Annotated in this window: 21 protein-coding genes; 3 read left to right on the forward strand and 18 right to left on the reverse strand. The window is 56.4% G+C overall.

Annotated features, from left to right (window positions below):
• Positions 1-87: 87 nt before the first annotated feature.
• The 3 genes from ABVF61_RS04240 to ABVF61_RS04250 form a co-directional block, all read right to left on the reverse strand.
• Entirely contained in the window at positions 88-1,095 is a 1,008-nt protein-coding gene (locus ABVF61_RS04240) for a substrate-binding domain-containing protein (RefSeq protein WP_502949944.1), read from the reverse strand.
• Positions 1,096-1,160: 65 nt separating this feature from the next.
• Positions 1,161-2,183, reverse strand: coding sequence for an ABC transporter permease (locus tag ABVF61_RS04245; RefSeq protein WP_299473927.1), 1,023 nt, complete (start codon positions 2,181-2,183; stop codon positions 1,161-1,163).
• Positions 2,184-2,193: 10 nt separating this feature from the next.
• Complete coding sequence (locus ABVF61_RS04250; protein ID WP_502949929.1) at positions 2,194-3,702, reverse strand: sugar ABC transporter ATP-binding protein; 1,509 nt, start codon at positions 3,700-3,702, stop codon at positions 2,194-2,196.
• Positions 3,703-3,883: 181 nt separating this feature from the next.
• Here ABVF61_RS04250 and ABVF61_RS04255 point away from each other — a divergent pair, with 181 nt between their 5' ends.
• Entirely contained in the window at positions 3,884-4,864 is a 981-nt protein-coding gene (locus ABVF61_RS04255) for a LacI family DNA-binding transcriptional regulator (protein WP_353992286.1), read from the forward strand.
• A gap of 19 nt (positions 4,865-4,883) precedes the next feature.
• Here ABVF61_RS04255 and ABVF61_RS04260 read toward each other — a convergent pair whose 3' ends face one another.
• From ABVF61_RS04260 to ABVF61_RS04280, 5 genes are all read right to left on the reverse strand, one after another.
• Positions 4,884-5,894 (reverse strand): LacI family DNA-binding transcriptional regulator, encoded by a 1,011-nt coding sequence (locus ABVF61_RS04260; RefSeq protein WP_353992287.1) that lies wholly within the window; start codon positions 5,892-5,894, stop codon positions 4,884-4,886.
• 121 nt (positions 5,895-6,015) lie between these two features.
• Positions 6,016-6,354 (reverse strand): hypothetical protein, encoded by a 339-nt coding sequence (locus ABVF61_RS04265; protein WP_353992288.1) that lies wholly within the window; start codon positions 6,352-6,354, stop codon positions 6,016-6,018.
• Complete coding sequence (locus ABVF61_RS04270; RefSeq protein ID WP_353992289.1) at positions 6,351-7,238, reverse strand: NAD(P)-dependent oxidoreductase; 888 nt, start codon at positions 7,236-7,238, stop codon at positions 6,351-6,353. The genes ABVF61_RS04265 and ABVF61_RS04270 overlap by 4 nt, the downstream gene beginning before the upstream one ends.
• A complete protein-coding gene (locus tag ABVF61_RS04275) occupies positions 7,235-7,717 on the reverse strand; it encodes a gluconokinase (protein ID WP_353993663.1) in 483 nt (160 codons plus the stop codon). Before ABVF61_RS04275 ends, ABVF61_RS04270 begins: the two co-directional genes overlap by 4 nt.
• A gap of 17 nt (positions 7,718-7,734) precedes the next feature.
• Positions 7,735-8,502 carry an SDR family oxidoreductase gene (locus tag ABVF61_RS04280; protein WP_353992290.1) on the reverse strand — a complete coding sequence of 256 codons (768 nt, stop codon included), beginning with the start codon at positions 8,500-8,502 and terminating at the stop codon, positions 7,735-7,737.
• A gap of 83 nt (positions 8,503-8,585) precedes the next feature.
• Here ABVF61_RS04280 and ABVF61_RS04285 point away from each other — a divergent pair, with 83 nt between their 5' ends.
• Together ABVF61_RS04285 and ABVF61_RS04290 are read left to right on the forward strand one after the other, a co-directional pair.
• Positions 8,586-9,533: a 2-hydroxyacid dehydrogenase gene (locus tag ABVF61_RS04285; RefSeq protein WP_353992291.1), complete on the forward strand. Its 948-nt coding sequence runs from the start codon at positions 8,586-8,588 to the stop codon at positions 9,531-9,533.
• 7 nt (positions 9,534-9,540) lie between these two features.
• Positions 9,541-10,572: an L-idonate 5-dehydrogenase gene (locus ABVF61_RS04290; RefSeq protein ID WP_353992292.1), complete on the forward strand. Its 1,032-nt coding sequence runs from the start codon at positions 9,541-9,543 to the stop codon at positions 10,570-10,572.
• A gap of 95 nt (positions 10,573-10,667) precedes the next feature.
• Here the strand turns inward: ABVF61_RS04290 and ABVF61_RS04295 are convergent, their stop codons facing one another.
• The 10 genes from ABVF61_RS04295 to ABVF61_RS04340 form a co-directional block, all read right to left on the reverse strand.
• A complete protein-coding gene (locus ABVF61_RS04295) occupies positions 10,668-11,078 on the reverse strand; it encodes a GlcG/HbpS family heme-binding protein (protein ID WP_353992293.1) in 411 nt (136 codons plus the stop codon).
• 185 nt (positions 11,079-11,263) lie between these two features.
• Positions 11,264-13,732 carry a methyl-accepting chemotaxis protein gene (locus tag ABVF61_RS04300; RefSeq protein WP_353992294.1) on the reverse strand — a complete coding sequence of 823 codons (2,469 nt, stop codon included), beginning with the start codon at positions 13,730-13,732 and terminating at the stop codon, positions 11,264-11,266.
• 209 nt (positions 13,733-13,941) lie between these two features.
• Positions 13,942-15,108 (reverse strand): ABC transporter substrate-binding protein, encoded by a 1,167-nt coding sequence (locus ABVF61_RS04305; protein WP_353992295.1) that lies wholly within the window; start codon positions 15,106-15,108, stop codon positions 13,942-13,944.
• Positions 15,109-15,589: 481 nt separating this feature from the next.
• Positions 15,590-17,797, reverse strand: a complete 2,208-nt coding sequence (locus ABVF61_RS04310; RefSeq protein WP_353992296.1) for a non-ribosomal peptide synthetase — start codon at positions 17,795-17,797, stop codon at positions 15,590-15,592.
• Between the two features lie 404 nt (positions 17,798-18,201).
• Positions 18,202-19,506 (reverse strand): TRAP transporter large permease, encoded by a 1,305-nt coding sequence (locus ABVF61_RS04315; protein ID WP_353992297.1) that lies wholly within the window; start codon positions 19,504-19,506, stop codon positions 18,202-18,204.
• 1 nt (position 19,507) lies between these two features.
• Positions 19,508-20,062, reverse strand: coding sequence for a TRAP transporter small permease (locus ABVF61_RS04320; RefSeq protein ID WP_353992298.1), 555 nt, complete (start codon positions 20,060-20,062; stop codon positions 19,508-19,510).
• 192 nt (positions 20,063-20,254) lie between these two features.
• Positions 20,255-21,241 carry a TRAP transporter substrate-binding protein gene (locus ABVF61_RS04325; RefSeq protein WP_353992299.1) on the reverse strand — a complete coding sequence of 329 codons (987 nt, stop codon included), beginning with the start codon at positions 21,239-21,241 and terminating at the stop codon, positions 20,255-20,257.
• Between the two features lie 113 nt (positions 21,242-21,354).
• Positions 21,355-21,612, reverse strand: a complete 258-nt coding sequence (locus ABVF61_RS04330; protein WP_353992300.1) for an acyl carrier protein — start codon at positions 21,610-21,612, stop codon at positions 21,355-21,357.
• Positions 21,613-21,722: 110 nt separating this feature from the next.
• Entirely contained in the window at positions 21,723-23,240 is a 1,518-nt protein-coding gene (locus ABVF61_RS04335) for an MBOAT family O-acyltransferase (RefSeq protein ID WP_353992301.1), read from the reverse strand.
• Between the two features lie 13 nt (positions 23,241-23,253).
• The gene (locus tag ABVF61_RS04340; protein ID WP_353992302.1) at positions 23,254-25,680 is read right to left on the reverse strand and encodes a bile acid:sodium symporter family protein; all 2,427 of its coding nucleotides are present in this window, start codon (positions 25,678-25,680) and stop codon (positions 23,254-23,256) included.
• Positions 25,681-25,738: the final 58 nt, after the last annotated feature.

The raw sequence follows: 25,738 nt of genomic DNA on the forward strand, positions 1-25,738 counted from the left end.
CATGCCGCGCTAAAGACTTCTTTGGCAAACGTCGTTTCAGTCAGCAGGTCGCCTGCGGCTGCGTCAGGCGACCCGCTTGGCGAAGCCCTATTTGTTCCAGATGGCGGAATAGGCTTCGCGATACGGAATGTCCGGATCGAAGGCGGTGCTGTCGCCCATTCTTTCAACGCCGTCCTGCGTTACCAGGGCCGGTGATGTGATGTAGCCGGAGCACTCTTCGCCCTGGATCGCCCGATTGAGCTCATCCACGAGCTGCCACCCCTGCAGGTTGAGCGGTTCGGCAACGGTAATCGTTTGATAGGCACCGGTCTTGATGCGGAAGAAAGCAGCTTCCGATCCGTCGCCGGCCGAACCAGCCTGAGGGCCGGCTTCACTGGAAATCCCGGCAGATGCCAGCGCGGGGCCCATGAAGTCGAAATAAAGGTCGTTGATCGCCAGAGCGTGTGTCCAACTGTCACCGTATTTCTGCAGAAGGCTTGTCGTCAGCGGCCCCATGCGGCTGGATGTGTCGGCAATCGGCGTGTCGACATATTCCAGCACCGTGCCACCGGCAGCTTCGATCGTTTCCTTGATGCGATCAGCCTTGTCGATCGCAATCTGATAAGTGGAATCGGTGAAGATGATGGCGCCGATATCCTTGCCGCCATCTTCAATCGCCCAGTTCGCGGCGACTTCCGATACGGTCATGGCATCGGTGGAGACATTGGCAAAAATACCGCCCGGTGCATCGCAGCCGATCTTCGGCCCGGAGTGCCAGGCAACAATCGGGATGCCTGCCGCAACCACTTCCTCAAGGGCTGCCTGCTGCTCGACCGCATCGAAACCGTTGATGACGATTCCGTCCGGTTGAAGAGCAAGAGCCTGGCCGATGGCCGCCGTACGGCCCTGGATCGACCCTGCACCATCAAGAAGGCGCATGCTCCAGCCAATTTGGGAGGCAGCTTCCTCAACGCCGTTCGAAACGCCAAGAATACCGCCGTTTTTCATGTCCGCCGCGACGACAACGATCGACTTGCCAGGAGCTCCGGCTGGACCGCTCGTCGGACCGTCCCACTCCCCGGCAGCCATCGCCGGGAGCCAGGCACCGGCCAACATGGTAGAGGCCAGAATGAGTTTCAGAAATGAACGTTTTTGCATAGTATCCTCCCTTTGCAAAAATCCTACTTTTTCGCTGCGCCTTTACGGCGCTGCGCATAACCTGCGATACCGATCGCGATCAGCAGCGTGACGCCGTTGAAGAGGGGTTCGACCCAGAAAGAGCCGCCGAATTGCTGAATGCCGGAGATGCCGACGGCCAGGATGGCGACACCAACGATGGTGCCCCAAACGTTGACCCGACCGGGCTTGATGGTTGTCGAGCCGAGAAACGCGCCGACCAGTGCCGGAAGCAGAAACTCAAGCCCCACACTCGCCTGGCCGATCCTGAGCTTGGATGCCAGCAGGACACCGGCGAGCGCGGTCATGGTCCCTGATGCCATGAAGGCACCGATGACGTATTTGCGCGTCGGAATACCGTTGAGCTGCGCGGCACGCTGGTTCGCACCAATGGCATAAAGATAGCGGCCGACCGGTGTATATTCGAGAATGAGCCACATGCAGACGGTGATCGCGATCAGGTAGTAACCGGTAATCGGAAGACCGAAGACAAACGTCGTGCTCAAAGAGTAAAATCCGTCGGGCAGAACACCAACCACCTGACGGCCGCCGGAATGCCACAGAGCGATTGCGTAAAGCACCGTGCCTGTTCCGAGCGTTGCGATGAAACTGTCGATCTTGGCGACTTCCACGAGAAGCCCGTTGAAAAAGCCGGTCATCGCCCCAAGCATCAGCACGATCATCACAGCGATCGGCCAGGGAATGCCGAAAATAGTCTGAAGACTGATTGCCAGAATGTGCCAGAGCACGATGCCGTAGCCGACCGTCAGGTCGATCCGCCCTGCAGCCATGGGGATCATCGCACCAAGGGAAAGCAATGCGATAATGGCCTTGTCGGAAACGATGGCGCGCAGGTTCAATAGCGTCGGAAAGGTCTTCGGCAACAGAACCGAGAAAAGAAGGATCAACAATACTGTCAGGATCACCAGACCGTAGACCGGAAGAAACCGTAACAGCTTGCCGCGTATCGACAGGCCTTCGATTTCCGATTTGGTGGGTTCCAGTGCATTGGATTCAAGTGACTGCATTAGTTGGTCCTCAAGCGGCAGCGACGTTGCTGGCCGACGCGGCCTGGATCAGGTTTTCAGTCGACAATTTAGTTCCAGCCAATTCGCCGACGATTTTTCCCTGGCTGAAGACGATCGCCCGATGGCAGATCGTCGCGACCTCCTCAAAGTCGGTCGACACAAGCAAGATGCCGACGCCCTCCAGGAGTGCCTTGTTCAAAAGTGCATAAATTTCCGCCTTGGCGCCGACATCGACACCGGCAGTCGGATCTTCGCAGATGAGTAGCTTGCGCTTGGTTGCGAGCCAGCGGGCAATGACAACTTTCTGCTGGTTGCCGCCGGACAACGCTTCGATCGCCATGGTCTGGTCATTCGGACTAAGCGCGACCTCCCGGCCGATCTCTTCCGCCATCTTTGTCTCTTCGCGCGGCGACAGGATCGAAAACAGTCCCCTGCCCGTTGCTTCCGGATTGAGAAACGTATTCTCCCGGATCGTCAGCGGCATGGCGACGGATTCTTCCGTACGGTCGCGGGCGACAAGCCCGACGCCAGAATCGAGAGCGGTCTTGGGTGAGCGCAGATCCGGAGCACCAATGCCGGCTAGATCGATTGTACCGCTGTGATCCGCAAGGCCATAAAGTGCTCGAGCGATTTCCTCGTGACCGGCGCCGCGCAGCCCGACCAGCCCGACCAGCTCATTCCTGTGGAGCGTGAAATCAACCGGTCCGGCAGAACGCGTTTCAAGGTCCTTGACCGTTAGAACCGGTTCTCCCGGCGCCTCGTTCAACTTGCTGACCTGGCGCGTTTTGCGGCCAACGATCATGTGCACGAGCTCTTCGGTCGTTGTATGCTGGATTGATCGGACACCGACCAGCTCCCCGTCGCGCAAGACCGCGACCCGGTCTGCAATCTGGAAGATCTCGTCAAGCCGGTGGGAAACGTAGATCATGCCGACGCCGCGCTCACGCAAGGGACGCAACGCTTCGAACAAACGTGCCACCTCGTCAGTCGGAAGCGACGCGGTCGGCTCGTCAAGCACGAGAAAGTCGCAATCGACTGCGAGGGCACGTGCAATTGCCACAAGCGACTTTTCAGTTCTGGATAGATCCTGCACCCGCGTCGTCGGGCTGAAGTCGCAGCCGACCTTGGCGAGCGCTTCTGCGGCAAACGCATCCGCGTCCTGCCACTTGATGAGACCGAACTTCTTTGAGAACCCAAGGGCCAGCGCCATGTTCTCGGCAACGGTCATCCACTCGATCATGCCGAGATCCTGGTGGATGAATGCAACCGCCTGGCGCTGCCCGAACCCACCTGGACGATGCTCGTAAGGTTCGCCGTTGATGAGCACGCGACCAGCATCCGGTTTATGAATGCCGCCCAGAATTTTTATGAGAGTAGATTTACCGGCACCGTTCTCACCCAGAAGAGCGACGATCTCGCCTCTGTCGATCGACAAGGACACGTCACGGACGGCATAAGTCCCGCCGAAATGTTTCTGGATGCCGTCGAAGAAGAGACGGTTTTTCAAACTGCCTGGCACTATTTTCCTCCCGGTCGTCACCCGTCCCAACTTTCCGATTTCGTGTATCGACGGAGTTGAGTTACCGGTAACGTAGGACTATCATCCTCGTGTCACATATCGAAGTCAACTAAAAAAGTTATCGATAACGTTAAATTTGAAGAGGCTTAAAATATCTATTAAAAACAACAAGATAAGCCTCTTGGAGGTCGCAAAGGCAGCTGGTGTCTCTAAAATGACCGCCAGCAGGGTGCTGCGCGAGGAAGGCGGTTACTCGGAAAAGACGCGCGTCAAGGTGATGGCCGAAGTCGAACGTCTGGGATACCTTCCGAACCGGATCGCGACGGTGTTCGCCGGCGACAAACGCACCACGTTTGTCGGGGTCAGCATTCCAGACCTTGGCAACGAGGTCTTCACGCATGTTCTGGAGGGCATCGACCGCAAGCTGGTGAGCTTCAATCACCAGACCGTTCTGGGCATGACGCAGCACGCACTTGCCGAAGAAGAGGCCTGGATTGAAACTGTTTTGTCATGGAAGCCGGCAGGGCTGATTCTGACGGGCCGCGCCCACACGCCTCGCGCCGTTCAGTTGCTCGAAAGCTCCAATATTCCGCTCGTTGAAATCTGGGACCTGAACTCCAGCCCGATCGATATGAGTGTCGGTCTGAACCACTTTGACAGCGGCTACGACATGGGCAGGTTCCTGTTGTCGAAGGGCTACAAGCGGTTCGGCTATGTCGGAACATCCCACGATGCTGCCAACGCGGCGACCTCACGACTCAACGGATACGCCAAAGCTATTGAAGACGGTGGCGGAAAACTCAGCAAGCAGCTTTGCCTGAACGATATTCCAGGGTTTTATCCCGGTTTCTATGGTACGGAACAGCTGCTGTCCTCAGATCCGAGCGTCGAAGTCATATTCTTTCAAAATGACAACATGGCTGTCGGTGCAGTTCAGTTTTGCGAGGCTCAGAAAATCAGCATTCCAGGCGATATTGGCATTGCCGGCTGGGGCGAGCTGCCGATAGCCTCGGTCCTGCCTTACCGGTTGACGACGGTGCAGGTCAATCACCTGCGCATTGGCCAGCTTGCTGCGGAAAACCTGCTGCTCAAGATATCCGGCGACAATGCGCAAGATGTCAGTGATGTCGGCTTCAGGCTGGTCAGAGGCGAAACGGTCTAAGCCCGGCGCTCAAAGGGTGTCAGCTGCTCGATTCACCGATACTCAGCTGCGGTGTGATCCCGATCCTGGCCTGGCTGACGGTTTCGCCGCTGCGCAGCAGCTGGACGATCAACTGTCCGGTTTTCTCACCGATTTCGAGCGGCTGAGGGTCGATTGTCGTCAGCGTCGGCACGCAAATCGAGGAGATGTCATAAGCGCCAAACCCCGCAACGGCGATATCTTCCGGAACCTTGACACCTTTGCGGGCGCACTCGGTCAGCGCTCCGAACGCCGACAGGTCAGAGACACAGATGACGGCCTGTGTATCCGGATAAATCTCAAGAAGGCGCGCCATGGCATCCGCCCCTTCCCGCATCGAGATGGGCGGCGCCCCTGCGCCGATCAGCCGTTCTGAAGAGAGGCCCTGGTCTTCCATCGCGCGAATGAAGCCGCGCCGCCGGTCTGCGCCGCGTGTGTCCCCGTCAGTATCGCCCCCGATAAAGGCAATGCGCGTTCTCCCGCTCGACACCAGATGGCGCACCAGATCGTGCATGGTTGCCGCATTCGAAAACCCGACAACATGATCAATAGGTTTTTCCGGCAGGTCCCAGGTTTCGATCACCGGAATATTGGCGCGATCCAGTAGCCGGCGTGTCCGTTCCGTATGACGCCCGCCTGTGAGCACGATGGCCTCGGGTCTGCGTTTCAGAAACTGTTCGACGATGCCTTCTTCTTCGTGAATGTCATAGTTGCTGTAACCAAGCAGCACCTGCAAATCCGCATCCTTGAGGACTTCCGACAAGGCACCGACCGTGTCTGCGAAATTGGCATTGTTGATCGACGGAATCGCAACCGCGACGAAACCGGTTCGTTGAGAGCGGAACGTTGCGGCATTGCTGTCGAATACATATCCCAGATCCTCGGCGATCTTGAGGATGCGCTTTCTCGTTTCCTCTCCGACGGAAGCATGCTGTTTGAACGCGCGGCTGACGGTCATGACCGATACGCCCGCCTGTTGCGCAACATCTTTCATGGTCACAGCGCGTTGCATTTATCCTCCGCCCGAATCTTTTCGCCTAAAACTATGCAAAATGGGCCCGCCGCTGCAATTGCAGCCGCGGGCCCGGTGGAAAAGAGACACAGGTTTCAACCTGTCGAACATGGTCGCCGCCTCACGATCCCCCGGTGTACTCGTTCGCTTCGGTCACATGGTGATGGATCCGCCCGTCAAAGAATTCCGAAACGATTTCACCCGTAACGACCCGTGACTGGTTCCGCGCGTCGCTTTCCAGTGCGCCTGCCATCGTTTCCTTGTCGGGATATGTGATTGCCAGGATCAGCGGGAATTCCGGTGCGCCTTCGTCCCGCTCTTCTCCGAACATGACGCGGACATCGCTGTTGCCGGGAAACTGTTTCCACAAGGGGACAAGGCGGTCAGTTACGGCTGCACGAAAATCGGATGTCTTTCCGGATTTGACGCTGCCTTCGAACAAAGCAAAACGGGTGATCATTTGAACTGCTCCTTGTCGGGACCTTTGAAAAATTCCATGAGCGCCGCCTCGTCTTCACCACCTAATCCGGCAGCGGTCAGCATTCTGTGCACTTCTGCGCACAGCGATGTCAGAGGCATGGCTGTGTTGCTGAGCCGCGCGAGGTCCAGCGCACCGTTGAGGTCCTTGACCATGTTGTCGATGCGCCCGGTTCTCCGGTAGTCACGCTCCACGTATCGCGGCATGTATTCCTGAAGCAGCGCACTGTCTGCCCGCCCGCCTTTGAGCGCCATCGGGATTTTTGCAGCGTCAACGCCGGCATCGAGCGCGAGCTGGGTCGCCTCGGCAACCGCCAGAAACCCAAGACCGCAAAGGACCTGGTTGATCAGCTTGGTCGTCTGTCCTGCGCCCGAGGGCCCCATATGCGTGTAATTCGAGCTGACGTGTTTGAGAACGTTATGCGCATCCGCGACGTCCTCAGCCGTTCCGCCTGCCATTAGGGTCAATTCACCGATCAGTGCCTTGGGAGCGCCGCCGGACAGCGGACTGTCGACCCAGCGCAGCCCGGCATCGGAGGCCTTGTGCGCCAGGGCCTTCGTCGCCTCGGGGTCGATAGACGACATGTCGATCACAAGCGTGCCGTTTTTGGCACCTGCAGCGACACCATCGGCACCAAAGACGGCTATTTCAACGATTTTGGGCGAATTGAGACTGGTGATGACGTAGTCAGACTGGCTGGCCGCATCTGCGGCTGAAGACGCCGCAACGGCCCCCTTTGCGACCAGTTTGCCAACTTTTTCCTGGTCCAAATCGAAGACACAAAGGCGATTGCCGGTCTCGACGAGACGGGTACCGATCGCACCGCCCATGGCGCCTGCCCCGATCAGGGCAACATTCTCACTCATTGCTGTTTCCTTTGAAGTCCCCTGAGAAGTTCGGCAACAACTTCGTCGGGTGTCTGATCGATCGATGCCTTGACGGTCTGTTCGTCGGGCCCTGGTGGCTCCAGTGTTGCAAGCTGACTGTCGAGAAGCGCGACCGGCATGAAGTGGCCATTGCGATGCTTCATGCGCTCGCTGAGCACTTCACGTGTGCCTTCCAGATAAAGGAAGGTCACAGGCCTCGCTGCCGTCTCTACGATCCGTTCGCGATAGACCCGTTTGAGAGCGGAACAGGCGATCACAACAGGTTCGTCCGAACCGGCGAGTTGCGCGCCGACTTTTCCGAGCCAAGGCATGCGATCCTCGTCGTTCAGGGGTTCACCGCGGCTCATTTTGGCAATGTTTTCAGCCGGATGAAGATCGTCGCCATCGAAGAAACGAGCTCCGACAGCCTTGGAGAAAGCCTGTCCGATCTGGCTCTTGCCGCACCCCGACACACCCATGATCACAAAAGCCGAGGTCACAGCGACACCGAAATGCCACCGTCAACAAAGACCGTGGTTCCGTTGACGAAGGACGACGCGTCGGAGGAGAGGAAAATGCAGGTTCCCACAAGTTCCTCGACCTTGCCCCAGCGCCCCGCCGGCGTGCGTTTTTCCAGCCACGTGCTGAATTCCGGGTCGTTGACAAGAGCGGCATTCAGCGGCGTGTCAAAGTACCCTGGCGCCAGGCCATTGCACTGAAGACCGTATTTGGCCCAATCGGTCGCCATCCCCTTCGTAAGGTTGGCCACGGCCCCCTTGGTCATCGTATAGGGCGCGATACCGGGTCTTGCGAGCGCGGTCTGGACGGAACAGATATTCACAATCTTGCCGCTTCCGCGTTTGATCATGTGCCGCGCAGCGGCCTGCCCGACGTGAAACACGGACGAAATATTGGTTTGCAAAAGGCGTTCGAAAGCATCTGCCGGGAAATCCTCAAGCGGGGTCCGGTGCTGCATCCCGGCATTGTTCACCAGAATGTCGATTGCGCCTGTTTCAGCTTCAAACCCGTCAATTGCGTTACGCGCAGCCGCATGATCGGTCACATCGAAGGCGAGCTCGTAAACGGTAAAACCCTCAGACTTCAGTGTTTGTGCGGCAGAGCCCAGTTTTGCGCCGTCACGGCCGTTCAAAACGACCTCCGCACCGGCCTGCGCCAGGCCGCGCGCAAGTGCAAATCCGATTCCCTGGGACGAACCGGTAATCAATGCCCGCTTTCCGGACAGGTCGAACAACGCGAGGCTCATATGAATTCCTTCTACAGAAACAATTGACACTTGCTCTTGTTATGTTATCGATAACATAACTTGTCAACCCGAGAGAGCCTAAAATGACCAAGCCAGACATTTTGCAAGTCGGTCCCTATCCCGACTGGGACCAGATTCCCCTGGAAGAAGCCTTTTCCATGCACAAGTACTTCGAGGCGTCCGACCCGTCCGGCTTTCTCAATTCGGTCGGTGACAAGATCAAAGGCATTGCAACACGCGGCGAACTCGGCGCAAACCGGACCATGATCGAAGCGTGCCCTAACCTGGAAATCATCTCCGTTTACGGCGTCGGATTCGACGCTGTCGACCTTGCGGCCTGCCGAGAGCGTGGCATCCGCGTGACCAACACACCGGACGTTTTGACCAATGATGTCGCGGATCTTGGTGTTGCGATGATGTTAGTGCAATCGCGCGGAATGATTGGCGCTGAAGCCTGGGTTCGCGACGGCAGTTGGCAGGAAAAGGGCCTCTATCCGCTCAAGAGCAGGGTCTGGGGCAAGACTGCAGGTGTTCTGGGTCTTGGCCGGATCGGCTTCGAAGTTGCCAAACGCCTTGCCGGGTTCGATCTGCAAATCGCTTATTCTGATGTTTCGGCCAAGGACTATGCGCCTGACTGGACATTCGTGGCCAATCCCGTTGAACTTGCGCGGCAATCCGACTTCCTGTTTGTCACACTCGCTGCGTCTGCGGAAACGCGGCACATCGTCAATCAGGAGGTCATTGAGGCCGTCGGCCCGGAAGGCATGATCATCAACATCAGCCGCGCATCGAACATTGATGAAGCGGCCCTGCTGGATGCCCTTGAAAGCAAACAACTCGGCTCGGCCGCGCTGGATGTTTTTGAAGGCGAACCTGCACTCAATCCACGTTTTCTTGAACTCGACAATGTGCTCGTGCAGCCTCATCACGCTTCGGGCACATTCGAGACGCGCAAAGCCATGGGAAAACTTGTACGCGACAATCTGACGGCACATTTTGCAGGTCAGGACCTGCCGACACCTGTTTTGTGAGGCGACCATGAAATCCATCGTTATCCACGCAGCCAAAGACCTGCGAATTGAAGAACAGGATGCGGCCAGCCCCGGACCGGGCGAGGTTCAGATCAAGCTGGCAACGGGCGGCATTTGCGGCTCGGACCTTCACTATTTCAATCACGGCGGCTTCGGGCCGGTGCGTCTGAAAGAACCGATGATCCTCGGCCACGAGGTCTCCGGACATATCACCGCACTCGGTGATGGCGTCTCCGGGCTCTCGGTCGGTCAGCTTGTTGCTGTCTCCCCGTCCCGGCCCTGCGGAAACTGCCGGTTCTGCAATGAGGGGCGGCACAATCAATGCCTCAATATGCGGTTCTACGGCAGCGCCATGCCGTTTCCGCATATCCAGGGCGCGTTCCGGCAGGTTCTCGTGGCCGATGCAGCTCAATGTGCACCAGCCGACGGTCTGAGCAGCGGAGAAGCGGCCATGGCGGAGCCTTTGTCTGTTTGTTTGCATGCCGCACGTCAGGCCGGCGAGATGATCGGAAAATCGGTGCTCGTCACCGGATGCGGTCCAATCGGCATCCTGTGTATTCTGGCGGCAAGGCGGGCTGGAGCCGATTTGATCGTCGCCACCGATTTGAGCCCCTTCACGCTCCAGATGGCGAAGACGGCAGGTGCGGATCTCACACTTAACATGGCCGAGGACCCGCAGGGCCTCGACCGGTTCATGCCCGACAAAGGCACATTCGACATACTCTTCGAATGTTCGGGGGCAGCTCCTGCACTCACTGCAGGCATCAGTGCCATGCGTCCTGGAGGCACGATCGTCCAGCTGGGCCTTGGCGGCGACATGAGCCTGCCGATGATGGCGATCACTGCCAAGGAACTGGAACTCAAAGGGTCTTTCCGCTTTCACGAAGAGTTCTTCAGCGCCGTCAGTCTGATGCAGAAGGGGCTTATAGACGTGAAGCCCTTCATTACCCAGACACTGCCGCTTCAGGACGCCGTGGCAGCATTCGAAATCGCAGGCGATCGCAGTCAGGCCGTCAAGGCGCAGATCGCATTCGCTTGAGCCGAAAACAACAAGGCGGACGGACTTGGCTCCGTCCGCCGTTTACCAGCGTGAACCACTGCGCAGCTGGTCGGCCCTGCAGGCGAGCGCCTTCTTCAGGCACCAATCGCTGCCAAACCTGCCCTCGCTACCTGAATGTCCTGGTCACCGGATCCAGAGCCGACGCCAATTCCGCCGAGAAGCGTCCCTTCAAGGCGAATGGGGAGGCCGCCCGGCAGTCCCGTTACTTTTCCATCTGTGGCAAGTCCGATTGCCGTCCGCACGCCTTCCGGCACCGAAGTGGTCTCGTTGCCGATCGAGGCGGCCGTCAAAGCCTTGGCAAGGGCACTCTTACGGCTGAGGAACTTGGCTCCGGTCATTCGGATCTCCGCAAGAACCTCCCCATTTGCATCGACAATGACAATGCACTGAGGTTGCCCCATCTGCTCTGCCTGGGTAACAGCGGCGGTCAGGATGGCCAGCGCTCCCTTGTGGGTCAGCGTTCGAGTTTCCTGGACAAAGGACATGGGATCTCCTGTAATCTGTGTTTTGTTATCGATAACATATCAATGCAGCGCAAAGAATTCAATTGCCTCTTCCTGCCGGGGCGGTCAGGCGTGCATTTTGCGGTGTGAGACGAAAAAAGCGGCGATAACGCCGCTTTTCTCCAGTCTATGGATTATCCGTTTCCGGAGAATGGTCCGGGCGGCGGTTAGGCCGCCGCAACCTTTGCCAGAAACTCATCGACGACAAGCTTCAGATGACGCGCCTGCTCAGCAACTTCATCGGATGCCGTTTCGACTTGCCCTGCCGATTGTGCCGCTTCGGCCACGGCATTCATCACGCCGGAGATATTGTCGGCGGCACCTTGAGTACCTTCTGCAGCGTCGCGGATGTTCCGGGAAATCATCGCGGTCGATGCATCCTGTTCTTCGACAGCCGCTGCAATCGCCGACGTTGTCTCATCGGCCTGCTCCATCGTGTCGCGGATTTCCTGGATCGCGACGACAGATTCGCTGGTGGAGGCCTGGATCGCTTCGATTTGCGTTGCGATTTCCTCGGTGGCCTTCGACGTCTGGGTCGCCAGTTCCTTCACTTCCGCCGCCACGACGGCAAAGCCCTTGCCGGCCTCGCCGGCACGTGCCGCCTCGATGGTGGCGTTCAGTGCAAGCAGGTTCGTTTGTTCAGCAATTGCACGGATCAGTGTCACGACCTCACCGATCTTATTGGCCGAATCTGCAAGTTCGGAAACCTTCTCGGTCGTCATGCGCGCGCTTCCCGATGCGTTTGCAACGATCTCGGTTGCGCGAGCGACCTGCTGGCCGATTTCTGCGATCGATCCGGCAAGCTGTTCCGTCGCAGCAGCTACGGAACCCACATTGTCGGAGGCAGTTGTCGAGCTGCCTTCGGCTTCCGAGGCCTGCGCCGCGGTTTCGCTGGAAAGCTGGCTCAAAACCTGAGCAGTCGACTGCATCTGATCCATGTTCGCGCTGACACCGCCAAGCACGGATTCGATTTCGTCCCGGAATTCGCTGATCATGCTGTCGACGCGGCCCTGCCGCTCCAGCTGCGCATTTTGCTCTTCCCGGCTGACCGCTTCCAGATTCTGGCGTTCGACCGCATTTTCCTTGAAGACCTCCATTGCCTTGGCAAGGTCCCCAATCTCGTCGTCGCGCTCGGTTCCCGCGACGTGGACATCCAGTTGGCCATCCGCAAGATCACGCGTGATGGTAACGAGACCAAGAAGCGGTTTGACCAGACCGCGATCGACAACGAAGAAGCCGATTGCACCGGCAATGACAAGGCTCGCAATGCCGATGACGATCAGCGCCATGGATCCGTTTTCGAACAGCCTGTTGATCTGGGTCGTCGCCTGATCCACCGCTGCCAGTTCCAGCTCAATCAAAGAGGCAACGGACTGACCGATGCGTTCGACCGCACTGAACATTTCAGTTACTTGCTCATTTGATTTCTGAGTGCTTTTCAGCTCCTCCAGATGATCACTCAAAAGACCATTCTTCGGGTCGCCATAGGCCAGCAATTGCTCCAGCTGCGCCTTGATGTCATCGGAACCCAGTCCGTCCAGGCCATCACGCATATGCTTTGCATCTGCCGTGATTTTCTCCTGAAGCGGCACAAGAAGTGCCGGATCCTGGGTCAGGCCGCCCTGGACCAGCGTCGCGACAAATTTGTTGGCAAACGCCTGTGCTTCAAGCGTGCTTTTCAGCTGGCCGACCTGATTGTTCAAGAGATCTGAAATGATCTCGGAGTTTTCGGTGACCGCCTCTTCCGTATCGATTGTCAGCGTGAAGAGTTGATCGTCAATTTGCATGACGAGCGCATCGTCGATTGCCTTTTGCAGGCCGATCGCTTCCTTGAGCGTCTCTTTCTGCTGGCGCGGTGTGATGCTGTTTGAGCTGCTCTTCGCCAGCGTTCTTTGGACCAGTTCCTTCAGCTGGTCGAACTCAGCTTCGGCACCACTGTCCAGTTCAAGCGCGCTCAATTCCTGGCGGTAGTCAGCAATCTTCTTCTCTGTCGCAATGATCTTGTCTTCGAACAGGGTCAGAAGCGCCTCGTCATCGACAAAGGCGACGGTTTCGGCAAGCCCGACCAGAAGGTTGGTTTCAGCGCGGAGCTCCAGATAAAGCCTCAGCTTGGCCATTTCAGTATTGGCCAGGTTGTCGACGAGTTCCTTGCTCTGTGCCGCTGCGTCTTCACCGCCAAGAACAACCGTGAAATAAGCGTCGTCAACGATTGGCGTGATCGCGCTGTTTACCCCGTCATAGGCCTCGAAGAGCGCAGCCATGCGCGCGTCTTTGGCTTCGCTGGCCGCGATTTTTTCCTTGGTTGCCTGATCGAGGACCCCAAGACGCTCCTGGAACGTTTCGCTTTGGGAAAAGAGTTCCTCGACGATTTCGCGATTTGAATCGGAGGGAATGAACTTGGATTCGATTTCCTCAATGACGGAAACCGACTTTTGAAGCGCAAGGAAGGACACTTCCTGGGACTGAAGCGTCACGCTGTTGGCAACTGCGGCCGCAGCTGTAGCAACCTCGGTGCTTGTAAGCGCCAATTGAGCCGCATTTTCGATTGACGGCAGTCGTTTTTCGGAGAGCTCGGAAAAGCTGCTTTCGACCCTTTGGAAAGAAAAAAGCCCGATACCGATCGCTGTCGCGGTCAATAGGACCAAACCCGCAAATGCGGAAAACAGTTTTCCTCGGGTTCTCAGATGAAAGAACGAATTCTTCTGAAATAAACCTGATAAGATTTTGCCGTACCCAGCCATGTCCCCGACAGTCCCCTAAATACCAACGTCTGCCCAGTCATCTGACACCAGATGCAATATGATATTCGCTGGCCCGGCAGCCCGGGCCAGCGAAAGACTTCTAATCAGCTTGCGGGCTTGTCGATCGGCGAGAAGCCGCCGTCTTTTTGAATGGTCGTCAGGAACACATCGTTCATGCCCTGGTTGTCGTCCTGACCAAAGTTCAGGGAGACACCGCCCATGTCGAACGCACCGGTGTTCCAGAAAGCGTTCAGGAAGTTCTCGCGGGTAACGTCCTTGCCGGCCTTTTCCAGACCCATCACAGCAAGACGGCCAACCACATAACCTTCAAGGGTCACGAAGCCCGGCTCAGCGGAAGGATCCTTTGCCTTTAGGGCAGCCTGGTATTCCTTCACGAGCGGAACAGTCGTATCCCACGGGAACGGAACAACCTGGGAGATGATCACGCCTTCGCCGGCTTCGCCAAGCTCAGCAGAAAGTGCCTTGGAGCCAACGAAGGAAATGTTGACGAACTCAGCATCCATCTTGACCTTCTTGGCCAGTTTGATGAATTCCGCGATCGGCTTGTATGCACCAACCATGACCACCGCTTGCGGCTTTGCCTTGCGGATTTCAAGAAGCGCCGACTTAACAGCAGTCGTGTTGCGCTGGTAGGTGCCTTCGGCAACCAGATCAAGGCCACGCTTTTCCATTGCAGCTTGAACGCCCGCCAGACCAACACGTCCAAAACCGTCGTCCTGATAAAGGATAGCGATCTTGTCGAGACCAAGCGCACCGTGCAGGTGCTCGATCCAGGCTTCTGTTTCAGCAGCATAAGTCGCGCGAACATTGACGATGTTGCCGTGCGCCGGATCGCGCAGGAAGCCCGCACCTGTGAACGGACCGACAAACGGAACCTTTGCAGCAGTTGCGATCGGCTGGGTCGCTTTCGACGTCGGCGTACCGACCGGACCGATCAGACCGAATACCTTGTTGTCGTTGATAAGCGTGTTGACCGCGGCGATGGAGCGATCCGGCTCGTAGCCGTCATCCATGCTGATAAGTTCGATCATACGACCGTGTACACCACCTGCAGCATTGGCTTCCGCAAAAGCGGCTTCAATACCGAGTTTCATTCCAGTACCCAGAGCCGCAGCCGGGCCCTCAAGAGCCGCCGCCTGACCAAACAGGACTTTGGAATCTGTAACACCATCTTCAGCAAACGCCGGGCCGAACGACATCATAAGAGACGCAGCCAGCGTAGATACAAGAGCATTCCGCAAAGTAGACATCGTTTGAAGTCCCCCTAAGAGTGTGCAGCGCACAAACAAGCGCTATGCCCTTAAGGTAGTACAAAAGTATTAATAAGCTGTTCTACAGATATTTACACTTCACTTGCGAATTATTACGATAACACTACGGGAGAAATTCTTAACGACAAATTGCAAAATTGAGACATGCTGTCTCAATCTCAACGTGCTCTTTATGCAAGACCCACAGAACCGGGCAAAGTAACCTTAGATTGCTCCAAAAAACGTCCTAGCGTAATCAAAAGAATACAGAAAATGAACAAATAAATCCTCAAAAACGCTTAGATTCTATTCCAAGAAACTGAATTTTACGCAAATCGACGCAAAGAATTTCAATCAAGTGAACTTCGACGCATCAAACGCATCGTGGATAGCCGCACTGCCCGCATTCTGACAGGGTCTCAAACAGAAGCCGCCCTTCACAAGACTATGAAGGGCGGCTTCGTTCATACAGATGCTGAGATTAGAGCCGCTGCTGTTCGCTCAGAACCTTGCGGTTGATCTTGCCTGACACCGTCAGGGGCATATCAGCAAGAAAGCGAATTTCCTGTGGTACATAGAAAACCGGGCACTGGGCCGCAACCGCATCCTTGATTGCGTCCGCCTTGGCCTCGTCCGCTGCATCGGCAACGACATAGGCTATCAGGATCTTGTTGCCTTGGTTCTCTTCGGCAACGACAACCACGTCCTTGACGCCTTGATCGGTGCGGATGGCAGCTTCGATTTCACCGAGCTCCATACGAACGCCATTGATCTTCACCTGAAAATCATTGCGCCCGAGATACATGATCTCGCCATCGGGGCGGAAATACGCGAGGTCACCGGTGCGGTATAGCCTCCGATGCGGGGCATCGTCGACCGGACAAGGAACAAAACGCTCTGATGTCAGGTCCTCACGGTTCCAGTATCCGCGCGCCAGCTGAACACCGCCGATATGCAACTCGCCCGGAACGCCGACGGGAACCGGCTGGTCATATTCGTCAAGCACGTAAAGACCGGTGTTGGTCACAGGCTTGCCGATCGGGATGCTCTTGTCTTCAGGGTTCCGCGGGCACGCGAAATAGCTGACATCGACGGCCGCTTCGGTCGGCCCGTAGAGGTTATGGACTTCGGCAAAGTCGCTCGCCTTGTCGTAAAACGCCTGGACGAGGTCGAAGCCGAGCGCTTCACCGGAACAGAACAGCTTCTTGATCGGAAGCTGGTCCAGCGACGGGGCCAGCAGGAAAAGGCGCATGACCGACGGTACAAAGTGAAGGTGCGTGACCCCTGCCCGCCGGATAAGGCCGTAAAGGTAGCTGATGGCAACATGACCGCCTGGCTCGGCGACCACAAGCGTCGAGCCGACCGAGAAAGACCAGAGGAACTCCCACACCGACACATCGAAGGTGTATGGCGTCTTTTGAAGGACCCGGTCCTCAGGCTCGAGACCATATTCCTCGTGCATCCAGACAACACGATTGTGGATGGCCTCGTGTTCGACAACTACGCCCTTCGGCTTGCCTGTCGAACCGGACGTATAGATCATGTAGGCAAGATCGTTCGGGCCAATCTCGACCTCCGGATTGCCGGGGTCGATGTCTCCATCGACTTCGCCGCCAGCCGGAAGCACGATGACTTCGCTGACGTCAGTCTCGATACGCTCGCGGATATTTTCTTGCGTGAGGATCGCCACCGGTGCGCAGTCTTCGATGATCTCAGAGATGCGTGCAGAAGGATCATCTGTGTTGAGTGGCACGTAGGCACCGCCGGCCTTGAGCGTTGCCCAGAGACCGATCACCATTTCAAGGCTGCGTTCCATGACAAGCGCAACAAACTTGTCCTTGCCGACGCCCTTGTTCATCAGAACGCGTGCAAGACGGTTCACGCGGGCATTGAATTCGGCAAAGCTCAGCGTTTCATCCATATAAATCAGTGCAGGATGATCCGGCGTCGCCTCGGCGCACGTCTCCATCATCGCGACAAGCCCACCGCCATAGCCGTAGTTGCGGTCGGTCGCGTTCCAGTCCTCAACAACCAGTTTGCGCTCACGCGCCGACATGAGCGGCTGATGCACAAGGGCACTTTCAGGATCTGCAGCAATACCCTGCGCGAGCGCCGTCATGCGTTCGCCGATCAGATCAATTGCCTCTGAGCTGACATAGCCGGGATGCGTCCAGACGATGTCGCCGTCGGCATCACAATGAAGCTGGATTTCTGCGCCGGATTCTGCTTGCGGGCGCGGACCGGTTGTCACCGCCAGCGGAACGTCGCACTGCGTCGGACAAAAGACGCCGGCCGCGTTGCCGCTCACAAATGCAAGTCCGGCACGCGCGACTTTTTCAACGACGTTTGTGAAGCTTTCGTCTTTCGCCAGACCATGTTCGAAAACGACGAAATCACGCGCCACACTGGAAAGCGTCGCATCGTGAAACGCGAAAACGGCATGACTGTTCTCGCTCACGCGCGCGACATAGGCCGCAAATACGGCAAGGGCAATGTGAGAGGGTTGCCGATCGGGATAGTGCGACGCGAGGACATCCACCGCTTTGCGCCAGGCAGCACCCGTGTGTGTTTCCACGCGGGCGGTATCAGCCCTATCACCTTCATAGAGAGTAACGTCCGGCAGACGTGAGAACTCGACAACCGGTACGTTCTTAGCCCCATGCTTGTCGGCAAACTGGATTTGATTCATAACCGTTTTCCCTGCATTTCATTGCCCACGGTCAAAAAATTACTTCATCCCGCAACGTCGCCACGGAATAAAACACTGTTTTTATAATGACCTGCAGAGATATTATGCAGTAAAAAATAAATTCTAATTAATTTAGAAAATAATAATCATAGAAAAAATCTCAAAATGAAAATATTATTACTTTGAAAGATAAAATTTTATTCAAATGAATCGAGTATAAAGTAGTAAGAATACCAAGTCAGAATTTGAATCACGCACACTTTTGCAAAGCTCCCCTGTCCATAGCGACCCCGTCGCCGAAAGGGCGTGCGGAGGCATGCCGACGCTCATGTAGATATTAGCTGAGTAGACTCAGGTAAAAATCGTCTCAGGTGACGCAAACGACCGAATGGTCAGAAGATCGGCTACCTGTTCATCTGGTTGGGCAGGAACATGACGATGTCGGGGAACAGGGTGATCAGCGCCACGCCGACAATCAGAAGCAGGAAGAACGGCAATGCGTTTCGGGCAATGTCGATGATGTTCTTGCCCGTGATGCCCTGAAGCACAAACAGGTTAAACCCGACGGGCGGCGTGATTTGCGACATCTCGACCACCAGAACCAGGAAGATGCCGAACCAGATTAGGTCGATGCCGACAATCTGCACCATCGGCACAACGACTGCCGTGGTCAGAACAACGACTGAAATACCGTCCAGAAAGCAGCCAAGTACGATGAAGAGCAGCATCAGCGCGAAGATCAGTCCGTATTGCGAGAGCTGCATCTCGCCGATCCACTGCGCAAGCGCACGCGGGATGCCGGTGTAGCCCATCGTGATCGTCAAGAACGCCGCGCCGGAAAGAATAAAAGCGATCATGCAGGACGTGCGCGTTGCCCCCATCAGGCTGTCGACGAACAGGCTCCAGGTAAGGTCGCCATTGCGCCAGACAAGCACAAGCGAAAGCAGGACACCCACTGCTGCTGCATCCGTCGGCGACGCAATCCCGGTGTAGATCGACCCCATCACGCCAACGATCAGAAGGATAAACGGAAGCAGAACGACCGAGCGTTTGATTTTCTCAAAAAACGCAATTCCGGAGGCCTCGCCTTTCGGCATGGATTTCCGGTTCACCAAGGCCCAGATCGCAACATAGGCCATGAACAGGGTCAGGATCATCAGGCCGGGAATGACGCCCGCCAGGAAAAGCCTGGTGATGGATTCTTCAACGGCGACACCGTAGACAATCAGAATGATCGAAGGCGGGATCAGCAATCCCAGTGTGCCGGACCCGGCAAGCGTTCCCACGATCAGACGGTCATCGTATTTGCGCCGCCGCAGCTCAGGGATGGAGATCTTTCCGACCGTCGCACAGGTCGCAGCGGAAGAGCCCGACACGGCGGCAAACAGGCCGCTGCCGACGATGTTGACATGCAGAAGAGAGCCAGGAACCCGTTCCAGCCAGGGTGCCAGACCGGAAAACAAATCTTCGGACAGACGTGAGCGGAACAGAATTTCACCGATCCAGATAAAGAGCGGCAAGGCAGCAAGCGCCCAGGAATTGTTGCTCCCCCAAACGCTGGTTGCCAGCACCTGTCCGATGGGCGCATCGGCAAACAAAAGCATGCCGGCAAAGCCAACCACCATCAGCGAGATGGCCACCCAGACACCACTTGCGAGCATTGCCAGCAGGACAATAATCAGAACGGCACTTGCGAGAATCTGTTCCATGCTAGTGCTCTTCCTGCTCTTGCGACAACGGTGCGGTCACCGGTGGCTGCCACGTTCCTCGAATGACCTGAAAGAAGAGATCGGCGAAGCAGATTGTGAGGCTTGTCAGACCGATAGCCATCGGCAATTGCGGCAGCCAGATCGGGATCGGCAACATTCCCGGGGACAGGTCGTTGTAAATCCAGGATTCATAGACCAGCACATAACTCCAGACCGCAAAATAGCCGGACATCAAAGTACCGACGAGGCAGGCCCAGCCCTCGGCAATGCGCGCCCAGGCCGGCTTCAGGCGCTGCGTGATCATGGTCACCCGGATGTGCACGCCATGCTGCAGGGTATTTGTCAGCGCAAAGAATGTCGCTGCAACCAGAAAGTATCCAGCCAGTTCGGCGTAGGACGGAAGCACGAGGCCGATCGCTTTGCCAAAAAGGACGTCGGAGATCTTGTCGAACAGATTGAACGCCACCTGGATCAGGACGACCAGGCAAATCGCGACGATCAGCAGTGCGCCGATCCCGCCACATAACCTGTATAGTCCATCAAGCATGCCACGCATGTTCGCGCTCCAGTGTTTCAAGTCCGTGCGAAAGCCGCGTTAAAGAGGAAGTGGTCTAAGTCTTGAAACCGATGACGCCATGAGAGAGTTCGGGCGGAGCACCGCAATGCACCGCCCGTGCGTCCAGCCAGGATCCGGCCCGGTTCCAGAGATCGAACTGCGGCCACATCCAATGCTCCGCAGTTCATTGTCTCATTGCTTGTAGGCGTCGATCAGTTTCTTGCCGTCGTCGCCCGCCTGTTCAAGCCACTCCTGGGTCATTGTCTGGCCGATTTCGACCAGTTCGCCCTTGAGCGCATCAGACGGTGCAGCAACCTTGATGCCATTGTCGGCAAGGCCTTTAGTCTTCGCTTCGGTTTCACCCATGGATGCGGCCCAACCGCGCGTTTCCGCTTCCTTGGCAGCTTCCAGAACGGCTGCTTTGGTCGGCTCGTCGAGCGCATCGAAAATGCGCTTGTTCATAACGACGATGTTCTTGGGCAACCAGGCCTGAACGTCATAATAGTTCGACAGATAATCCCACGCCTTGCTGTTGTAGCCGGTTGACGGGGACGTCACCATGGCGTCAACGCGCCCGGTCGAAAACGCCTGTCCTAGATCGGCAACTTCAACCTGTGTCGGCACGGCGCTGGCGAGCTGTGCAAGACGCTCGGTTGCCGCGTTATAGGCGCGGAACTTCAGGCCGGACAAATCGTTGATCGCATTCACGTCTCGATTGGCATAAAGCCCCTGCGGCGGCCACGGCACGGCATAAAGAACCATCAGACCCTGTTCGCCCAGCAATTCTTCAACGGCGGGGCGCGTCGTATCCCAAAGCTTGCGCGAGTCTTCATAGCTGGTCGCCAGGAAAGGAACTGAATCGATGCCGAAAATCGGACTTTCGTTCGACAGCCGTGACAGAAGAAACTCTCCAAGGGGCGCCTGCCGGCTGCGGACCGCATTCTTGATCTCGGGATGTTTGAAGAGAGACCCGGACGGATGCACCACGATCTTCACATCACCGTTGGTCTTTTCCTCGACATCCTTGGCAAAGGCAACATGGTTCAAGGTGTGAAAGTTGTTGTCACCATACGGAACCGGCATGTTCCAGGTATCGGCCGCAGCAGCGGACATTGAGACAGCAAAGGTGGTGAACGCAACGGCAGAAAGTGCGCGCCTAATGCGGAATCTGAGGTTCATGATCAGGTCTCCATGTAGTCGGCGTACCCTGGAAGATCGACCGGATGGCGCGGTCATTTCAGTTCAGGCGACGCGACACGGCTTGGAAAGTGTGATTCGTCGTATCGTTTACGTTACGCAGACAACCTTATTGGCTCTGAGTCGTCAAATTTAACGCCCTTTGCCTCCAGCAATTTACGCATATCGCCGAGATCCTGCATGCTCACCATCTCGGCCATCGAGAAATTGGCCCCAAAGGTGGTCTCCACAGCAAGCATCAGTTCGATATGCCGGAGCGAGTCCCAATTCGGCGTATTGAGTGCGTTCGACTGTTCACTGAGACCACTGGGATCGATTTTCAGCACACCTGCAACGACATCATAAAGCTGCATTTTAATTCTCCAGGTCTTTTCTAGACTGTTTCTGGCTATGTCAGTCGATCGAGCGACTTTTCTTCAGACTGTATTTTCCGGGCCCTTTCACCGCGTACCGGCCCCCACTCCTAAAACTGGTAGTAGAGGAAAGAGGAATCCGCGCTGATGCTCGTGAACGCGAGCAGGAAGGTGCCTGCCGCGGCAAACGACCACCCCATCGCGGGGCGCCAGGAGATGTAACCGGCGATCCGGCTCATTGTTTTCGGCACCGGATCGCTGCTGACCCATTCCTTGGCCAGAATTTCCTGCGTATTGGGAGCAAGCAGAGTAATCGCGCCCAAAAGGAAGATCAGTCCAAGTGCCTCGCGCAGGCCCAATGCCACGGCGAGATGACCATTGGCCGGCACTTCAGCGGAAATGCCCCACATTGCGGTCAGCATCGTCATGGCAGACGCCACATCCGGCGCACGGAAGATCACAAGACCGCAAATAACGACGGAGATCGTCATCAGCCAGCCGAGAACAGCAGGCGGCTTCGGGAGACTGAAGTGTTTCCAGCCGTTGTTGACGGCAATCGCGACGCCGTGCAGGAGACCGAAGAGGACAAATGTCCAGCCGGAACCGTGCCAGACGCCGGCAACCAGCATAGTCACGACGATCGGCCAGGCACCGGCGACGAGATACCGGCGAAGCGGCGAGTGGCCTTTGCTAACCGCGGACCGCATCCCACGCATCGCCATCGGCGAATAGACGAATTTCGTGAAAAACCGTGTCATCGTCATGTGCCAACGCTGCCAGAACTCAGAGATGCTGGTGGCTTTGAACGGCGAGTTGAAGTTCAGCGGAAGACGAATACCGAAGATCACACCGATACCGATCGCCATGTCCGAATAGCCGGAGAAATCGAAGTAGAGCTGCAGCGAGTAGGCCAGTGCGCCGACCCAGGCCGATACCATGTCGACCCCCCCGCCGGCAGCGACGCCTGCGAAGATATCATTGGCGAACGGCGCGATTGAATCGGCAAGCACCACTTTCTTGAACAGTCCCATGGCAAAGAGCGTGACACCAACTGCCAGACGCCGCGCTTCCAGTGCGGAGTCCTTACGGTCCTTCATTTGATCGAAGAATTCTCGCTGCAGGACCAGCGGACCTGCCGTAACGCACGGGAAAAAGGTTGCGAATGTCAGGTACTTTATGAAGGGCTGTTGCTCGGCCTGACCACTGTGCGCCTCCACCAGAAATCCGATCTGGATGAAGGTGTAGAATGAAATTCCGACCGGCAGCACGATGTCCAGATGCGAGAAGCCGGAGCCCGAAACCTGGTTCGTGATATCGATGAAGAAGTTGGTGTATTTGAAGTAGCCGAGCGCAACCAGATTGGCAATTACAGCAGATACCAGAAGCCAGCCAGCCGGGCGCCCTTCTTTGGTTGCCTTGATCAAAAAGGTGCCGACTATGTAGTTGGCAACCGCCGATGTAAGCAACACCGCGAGCAAGGCGATGCTCCACTGTGCATAGAACACCAGGGACGCTGCCCCCAGCACCGAAAACGATGCCTGCCAGCCGCCAAACCGGTTTGCAATGGCGAAGGCCAGAAAAACCAGCGGCAGAAAGATGAGAACAAACTCGTGAGAACTGAATACCATGACTATGATCTCATCACTGTAGCGGGCCGCGAAGCCGTGGAACGTTTGCAAGTGCGTTGAATTGGCCGAGCAGCATTCCAAGACATTTGGGATTGGAATGTTCTGCATCGATATACATGTCGGCGCTGCAGCCGACCGATTTGGGATCGAAACCGCCGATCATGGGAAGATTGTATCTCTCCGCCCAGCTTTGGGTCAGCGCTTTCACCTTGTTGAGGCCGTCCATATAGGGAGTGCCCTGAACGGCCTCCCAGAAAATCGGGTTGAACGGCGGGTGCGCAAGTGTGATTTCGACGCCTTCCTTTTGCAGGAACTCAAGCAAAGCCTCGATATGGGCTACGCCTTTCGGATCAATGATCGGCGGGTTGTTCTTGCGCGCCTCGGCGAATGCCAGAGCTTCCTTCCGCGACCGCTCTTGCGTAAACAGGTCCTTGTGTTCCTGCGACCAAAGGATCGAGCCGCCTGGCAAAAGAGTGTCGAGACCCGCAAAATTCCGTTCGTCGGACGCATGTGGCTGCTGTGCCGCCATGATCTGGCGCGATCCGTGTGTCCACAGAAGCGGGAGAGAAACAAGCTCACGCCAGGTTTGAACCGGCAGCGTTTCAATGTGGCCCTGCGCTTCCAGGCCAAGCCGCTCTGCCATCGGACGATAGTACTTGATACCCGGAAGCCAGAGGAAATCCGTGCGATCCTTGATCGGCGTCAGCAGATTGTCGCGGATCGTGATGATCATTTCCTTGGGCATCTTGTCATGCCGGATATACATCTCGGTGACAGCCAGCATGTCTTCGTAATAGTCGCGATGAACGTGACTGTTGTAGAAGTCCTTGCCGGTTACGAGCTCGACATGCGCCTCTTGCCAGTGGCTGGCGCCAAGAACGACGGCTTCCGGCGCTTTGTCCATCCGGGCAATCGTCGCGTTCCGCAGGTCGCGGATGTTGATGTTCAGATCGAATACACCGAAGTTGCGCCCCTCGATATGGGTCTCGGCGACCTTGTCGATGAGCCCTTGGTCAAACAGCATCGGGGCGAAGTACTTGTTGGCGTGCCAGACGCCAACAACACCCAGGACGCTGAGAAACAGGAGGGCAAACAGATAGCGCCGTGCCCGCAGCGCTTCTGCAGCCTTCGACGTCAGATCTTCAAATGTCCTTTGCGCTTCTTCGCGCAGGGATCCAAGCCTGGCAACACCCGATTCAAGACGTTCCGTCTCTCCAAGGGGTGCTTCGGCGGCGTCCGGAGCTTGCCCGGGCGCATAATCGATTGCTACAGCTGCGTTTGACACGAACATACCACTTCTTGGCTGCATTGTTTCGGCGACAGAATTGGTCTTCGTTGACAAGGAAGCGTAAACTTCCTGGTTCGAAGATCCATTTTTAGTAAAATTAGTGCCTTGATGGTTAAATTTACCTGAAAACATTTTGCCTTCACCAAGTACATTTCCATGAACAACTCCAACTGGAGTCGAATAACCGCCACCTAATTCTTCCGACTCAGGTTTGTCTTTTACGGCACTCTCCGATTTTGCTGATGCAAAGAGATCGAAGATGAAAGGGACGAAGAAGATCGGGATTTGGCAAACCCCGACAAAGATGGCCAGATTGTCGTCAGCGGCACCTGCCACCAGCCCATATGTCAGCCCGACATTGCGAAAGCTGGAAATGGTGCCAGCCGTCAGTGCGACATGATCACCGAACCGCCACATCAGGACCATGGTAAGTCCCATTGTGGTGACCGAGACGACGACAGCCAGCACCAGATACTTCAGCACGATATCCGGGTTTTCAGCCAGCACCTCGCCGACCCGCCCCTCAAGAGCGAAACAAAAAATCAGAAGCGCAAAGACGGAGCCCCACCGGCCGAGCCTGTCGAGATTGTCGAACCGGACACTGGAACTGCTCGTCAGAAACTTCCTGACAAGAAACAGGAGCGCAACGGGTACGAGCAAATAGATCACGACCCTCAGGAAGTATCCGCCAAAGTTGATATCTGAGCCGCCCAGATTGAGAAACCAGAATGGGACCAGGATCGAAACCGGCGCCGCAAGAGTGGACAGGAAAACCGTCTGAACAGCGATCTTCCGGTCGAGCCCCATCATCTGAACGAGCGTCGGAGATGCAAACAGAGAGCCACTGGTCAAGATGACCAGCGTGAAGAACAGAAGATTTTTGTCGACACCCGCAAACAGGCCGATGCCGACGACCAGGGCCGGACACAGGATCTGTTGCCAAACGACCAGCCGCAGGACGATTGGATGCAGGTTTGTCAGTTCCGATACTTCAAATCGCACAAACGGCAGTAGCGAGAACAGGACGATAAAGAACAAGGCGACGTGAAGCGCCGGCGCAAAGAAGTTAGATACGTTGGGGTAGTACAACGCTACCAGTATTCCAATGATCAGTATTAAACCGCTTACTGATCTTTCTTCTTGATCGCTCATTAATATCAGCCCAGCACAAAAAATTAGCCCGAATTTGGTCTAGTTTAGAAGTACTTAC

It is taken from the genome of Roseibium sp. HPY-6 (assembly GCF_040530035.1).
In the GTDB taxonomy this organism is placed as follows: Bacteria; Pseudomonadota; Alphaproteobacteria; order Rhizobiales; family Stappiaceae; genus Roseibium.

Bases quoted from the DNA above. Each gene is read 5' to 3' on its own strand.
- ABVF61_RS04240 (WP_502949944.1), bottom strand. From the start codon at position 1,095: ATGTTGGCCGGTGCCTGGCTCCCGGCGATGGCTGCCGGGGAGTGGGAC.
- ABVF61_RS04245 (WP_299473927.1), bottom strand. From the start codon at position 2,183: ATGCAGTCACTTGAATCCAATGCACTGGAACCCACCAAATCGGAAATC.
- ABVF61_RS04260 (WP_353992287.1), bottom strand. From the start codon at position 5,894: ATGCAACGCGCTGTGACCATGAAAGATGTTGCGCAACAGGCGGGCGTA.
- ABVF61_RS04265 (WP_353992288.1), bottom strand. From the start codon at position 6,354: ATGATCACCCGTTTTGCTTTGTTCGAAGGCAGCGTCAAATCCGGAAAG.
- ABVF61_RS04270 (WP_353992289.1), bottom strand. From the start codon at position 7,238: ATGAGTGAGAATGTTGCCCTGATCGGGGCAGGCGCCATGGGCGGTGCG.
- ABVF61_RS04275 (WP_353993663.1), bottom strand. From the start codon at position 7,717: ATGGGTGTGTCGGGGTGCGGCAAGAGCCAGATCGGACAGGCTTTCTCC.
- ABVF61_RS04280 (WP_353992290.1), bottom strand. From the start codon at position 8,502: ATGAGCCTCGCGTTGTTCGACCTGTCCGGAAAGCGGGCATTGATTACC.
- ABVF61_RS04285 (WP_353992291.1), top strand. From the start codon at position 8,586: ATGACCAAGCCAGACATTTTGCAAGTCGGTCCCTATCCCGACTGGGAC.
- ABVF61_RS04290 (WP_353992292.1), top strand. From the start codon at position 9,541: ATGAAATCCATCGTTATCCACGCAGCCAAAGACCTGCGAATTGAAGAA.
- ABVF61_RS04295 (WP_353992293.1), bottom strand. From the start codon at position 11,078: ATGTCCTTTGTCCAGGAAACTCGAACGCTGACCCACAAGGGAGCGCTG.
- ABVF61_RS04305 (WP_353992295.1), bottom strand. From the start codon at position 15,108: ATGTCTACTTTGCGGAATGCTCTTGTATCTACGCTGGCTGCGTCTCTT.
- ABVF61_RS04310 (WP_353992296.1), bottom strand. From the start codon at position 17,797: ATGAATCAAATCCAGTTTGCCGACAAGCATGGGGCTAAGAACGTACCG.
- ABVF61_RS04315 (WP_353992297.1), bottom strand. From the start codon at position 19,506: ATGGAACAGATTCTCGCAAGTGCCGTTCTGATTATTGTCCTGCTGGCA.
- ABVF61_RS04320 (WP_353992298.1), bottom strand. From the start codon at position 20,062: ATGCGTGGCATGCTTGATGGACTATACAGGTTATGTGGCGGGATCGGC.
- ABVF61_RS04325 (WP_353992299.1), bottom strand. From the start codon at position 21,241: ATGAACCTCAGATTCCGCATTAGGCGCGCACTTTCTGCCGTTGCGTTC.
- ABVF61_RS04330 (WP_353992300.1), bottom strand. From the start codon at position 21,612: ATGCAGCTTTATGATGTCGTTGCAGGTGTGCTGAAAATCGATCCCAGT.
- ABVF61_RS04335 (WP_353992301.1), bottom strand. From the start codon at position 23,240: ATGGTATTCAGTTCTCACGAGTTTGTTCTCATCTTTCTGCCGCTGGTT.
- ABVF61_RS04340 (WP_353992302.1), bottom strand. From the start codon at position 25,680: ATGAGCGATCAAGAAGAAAGATCAGTAAGCGGTTTAATACTGATCATT.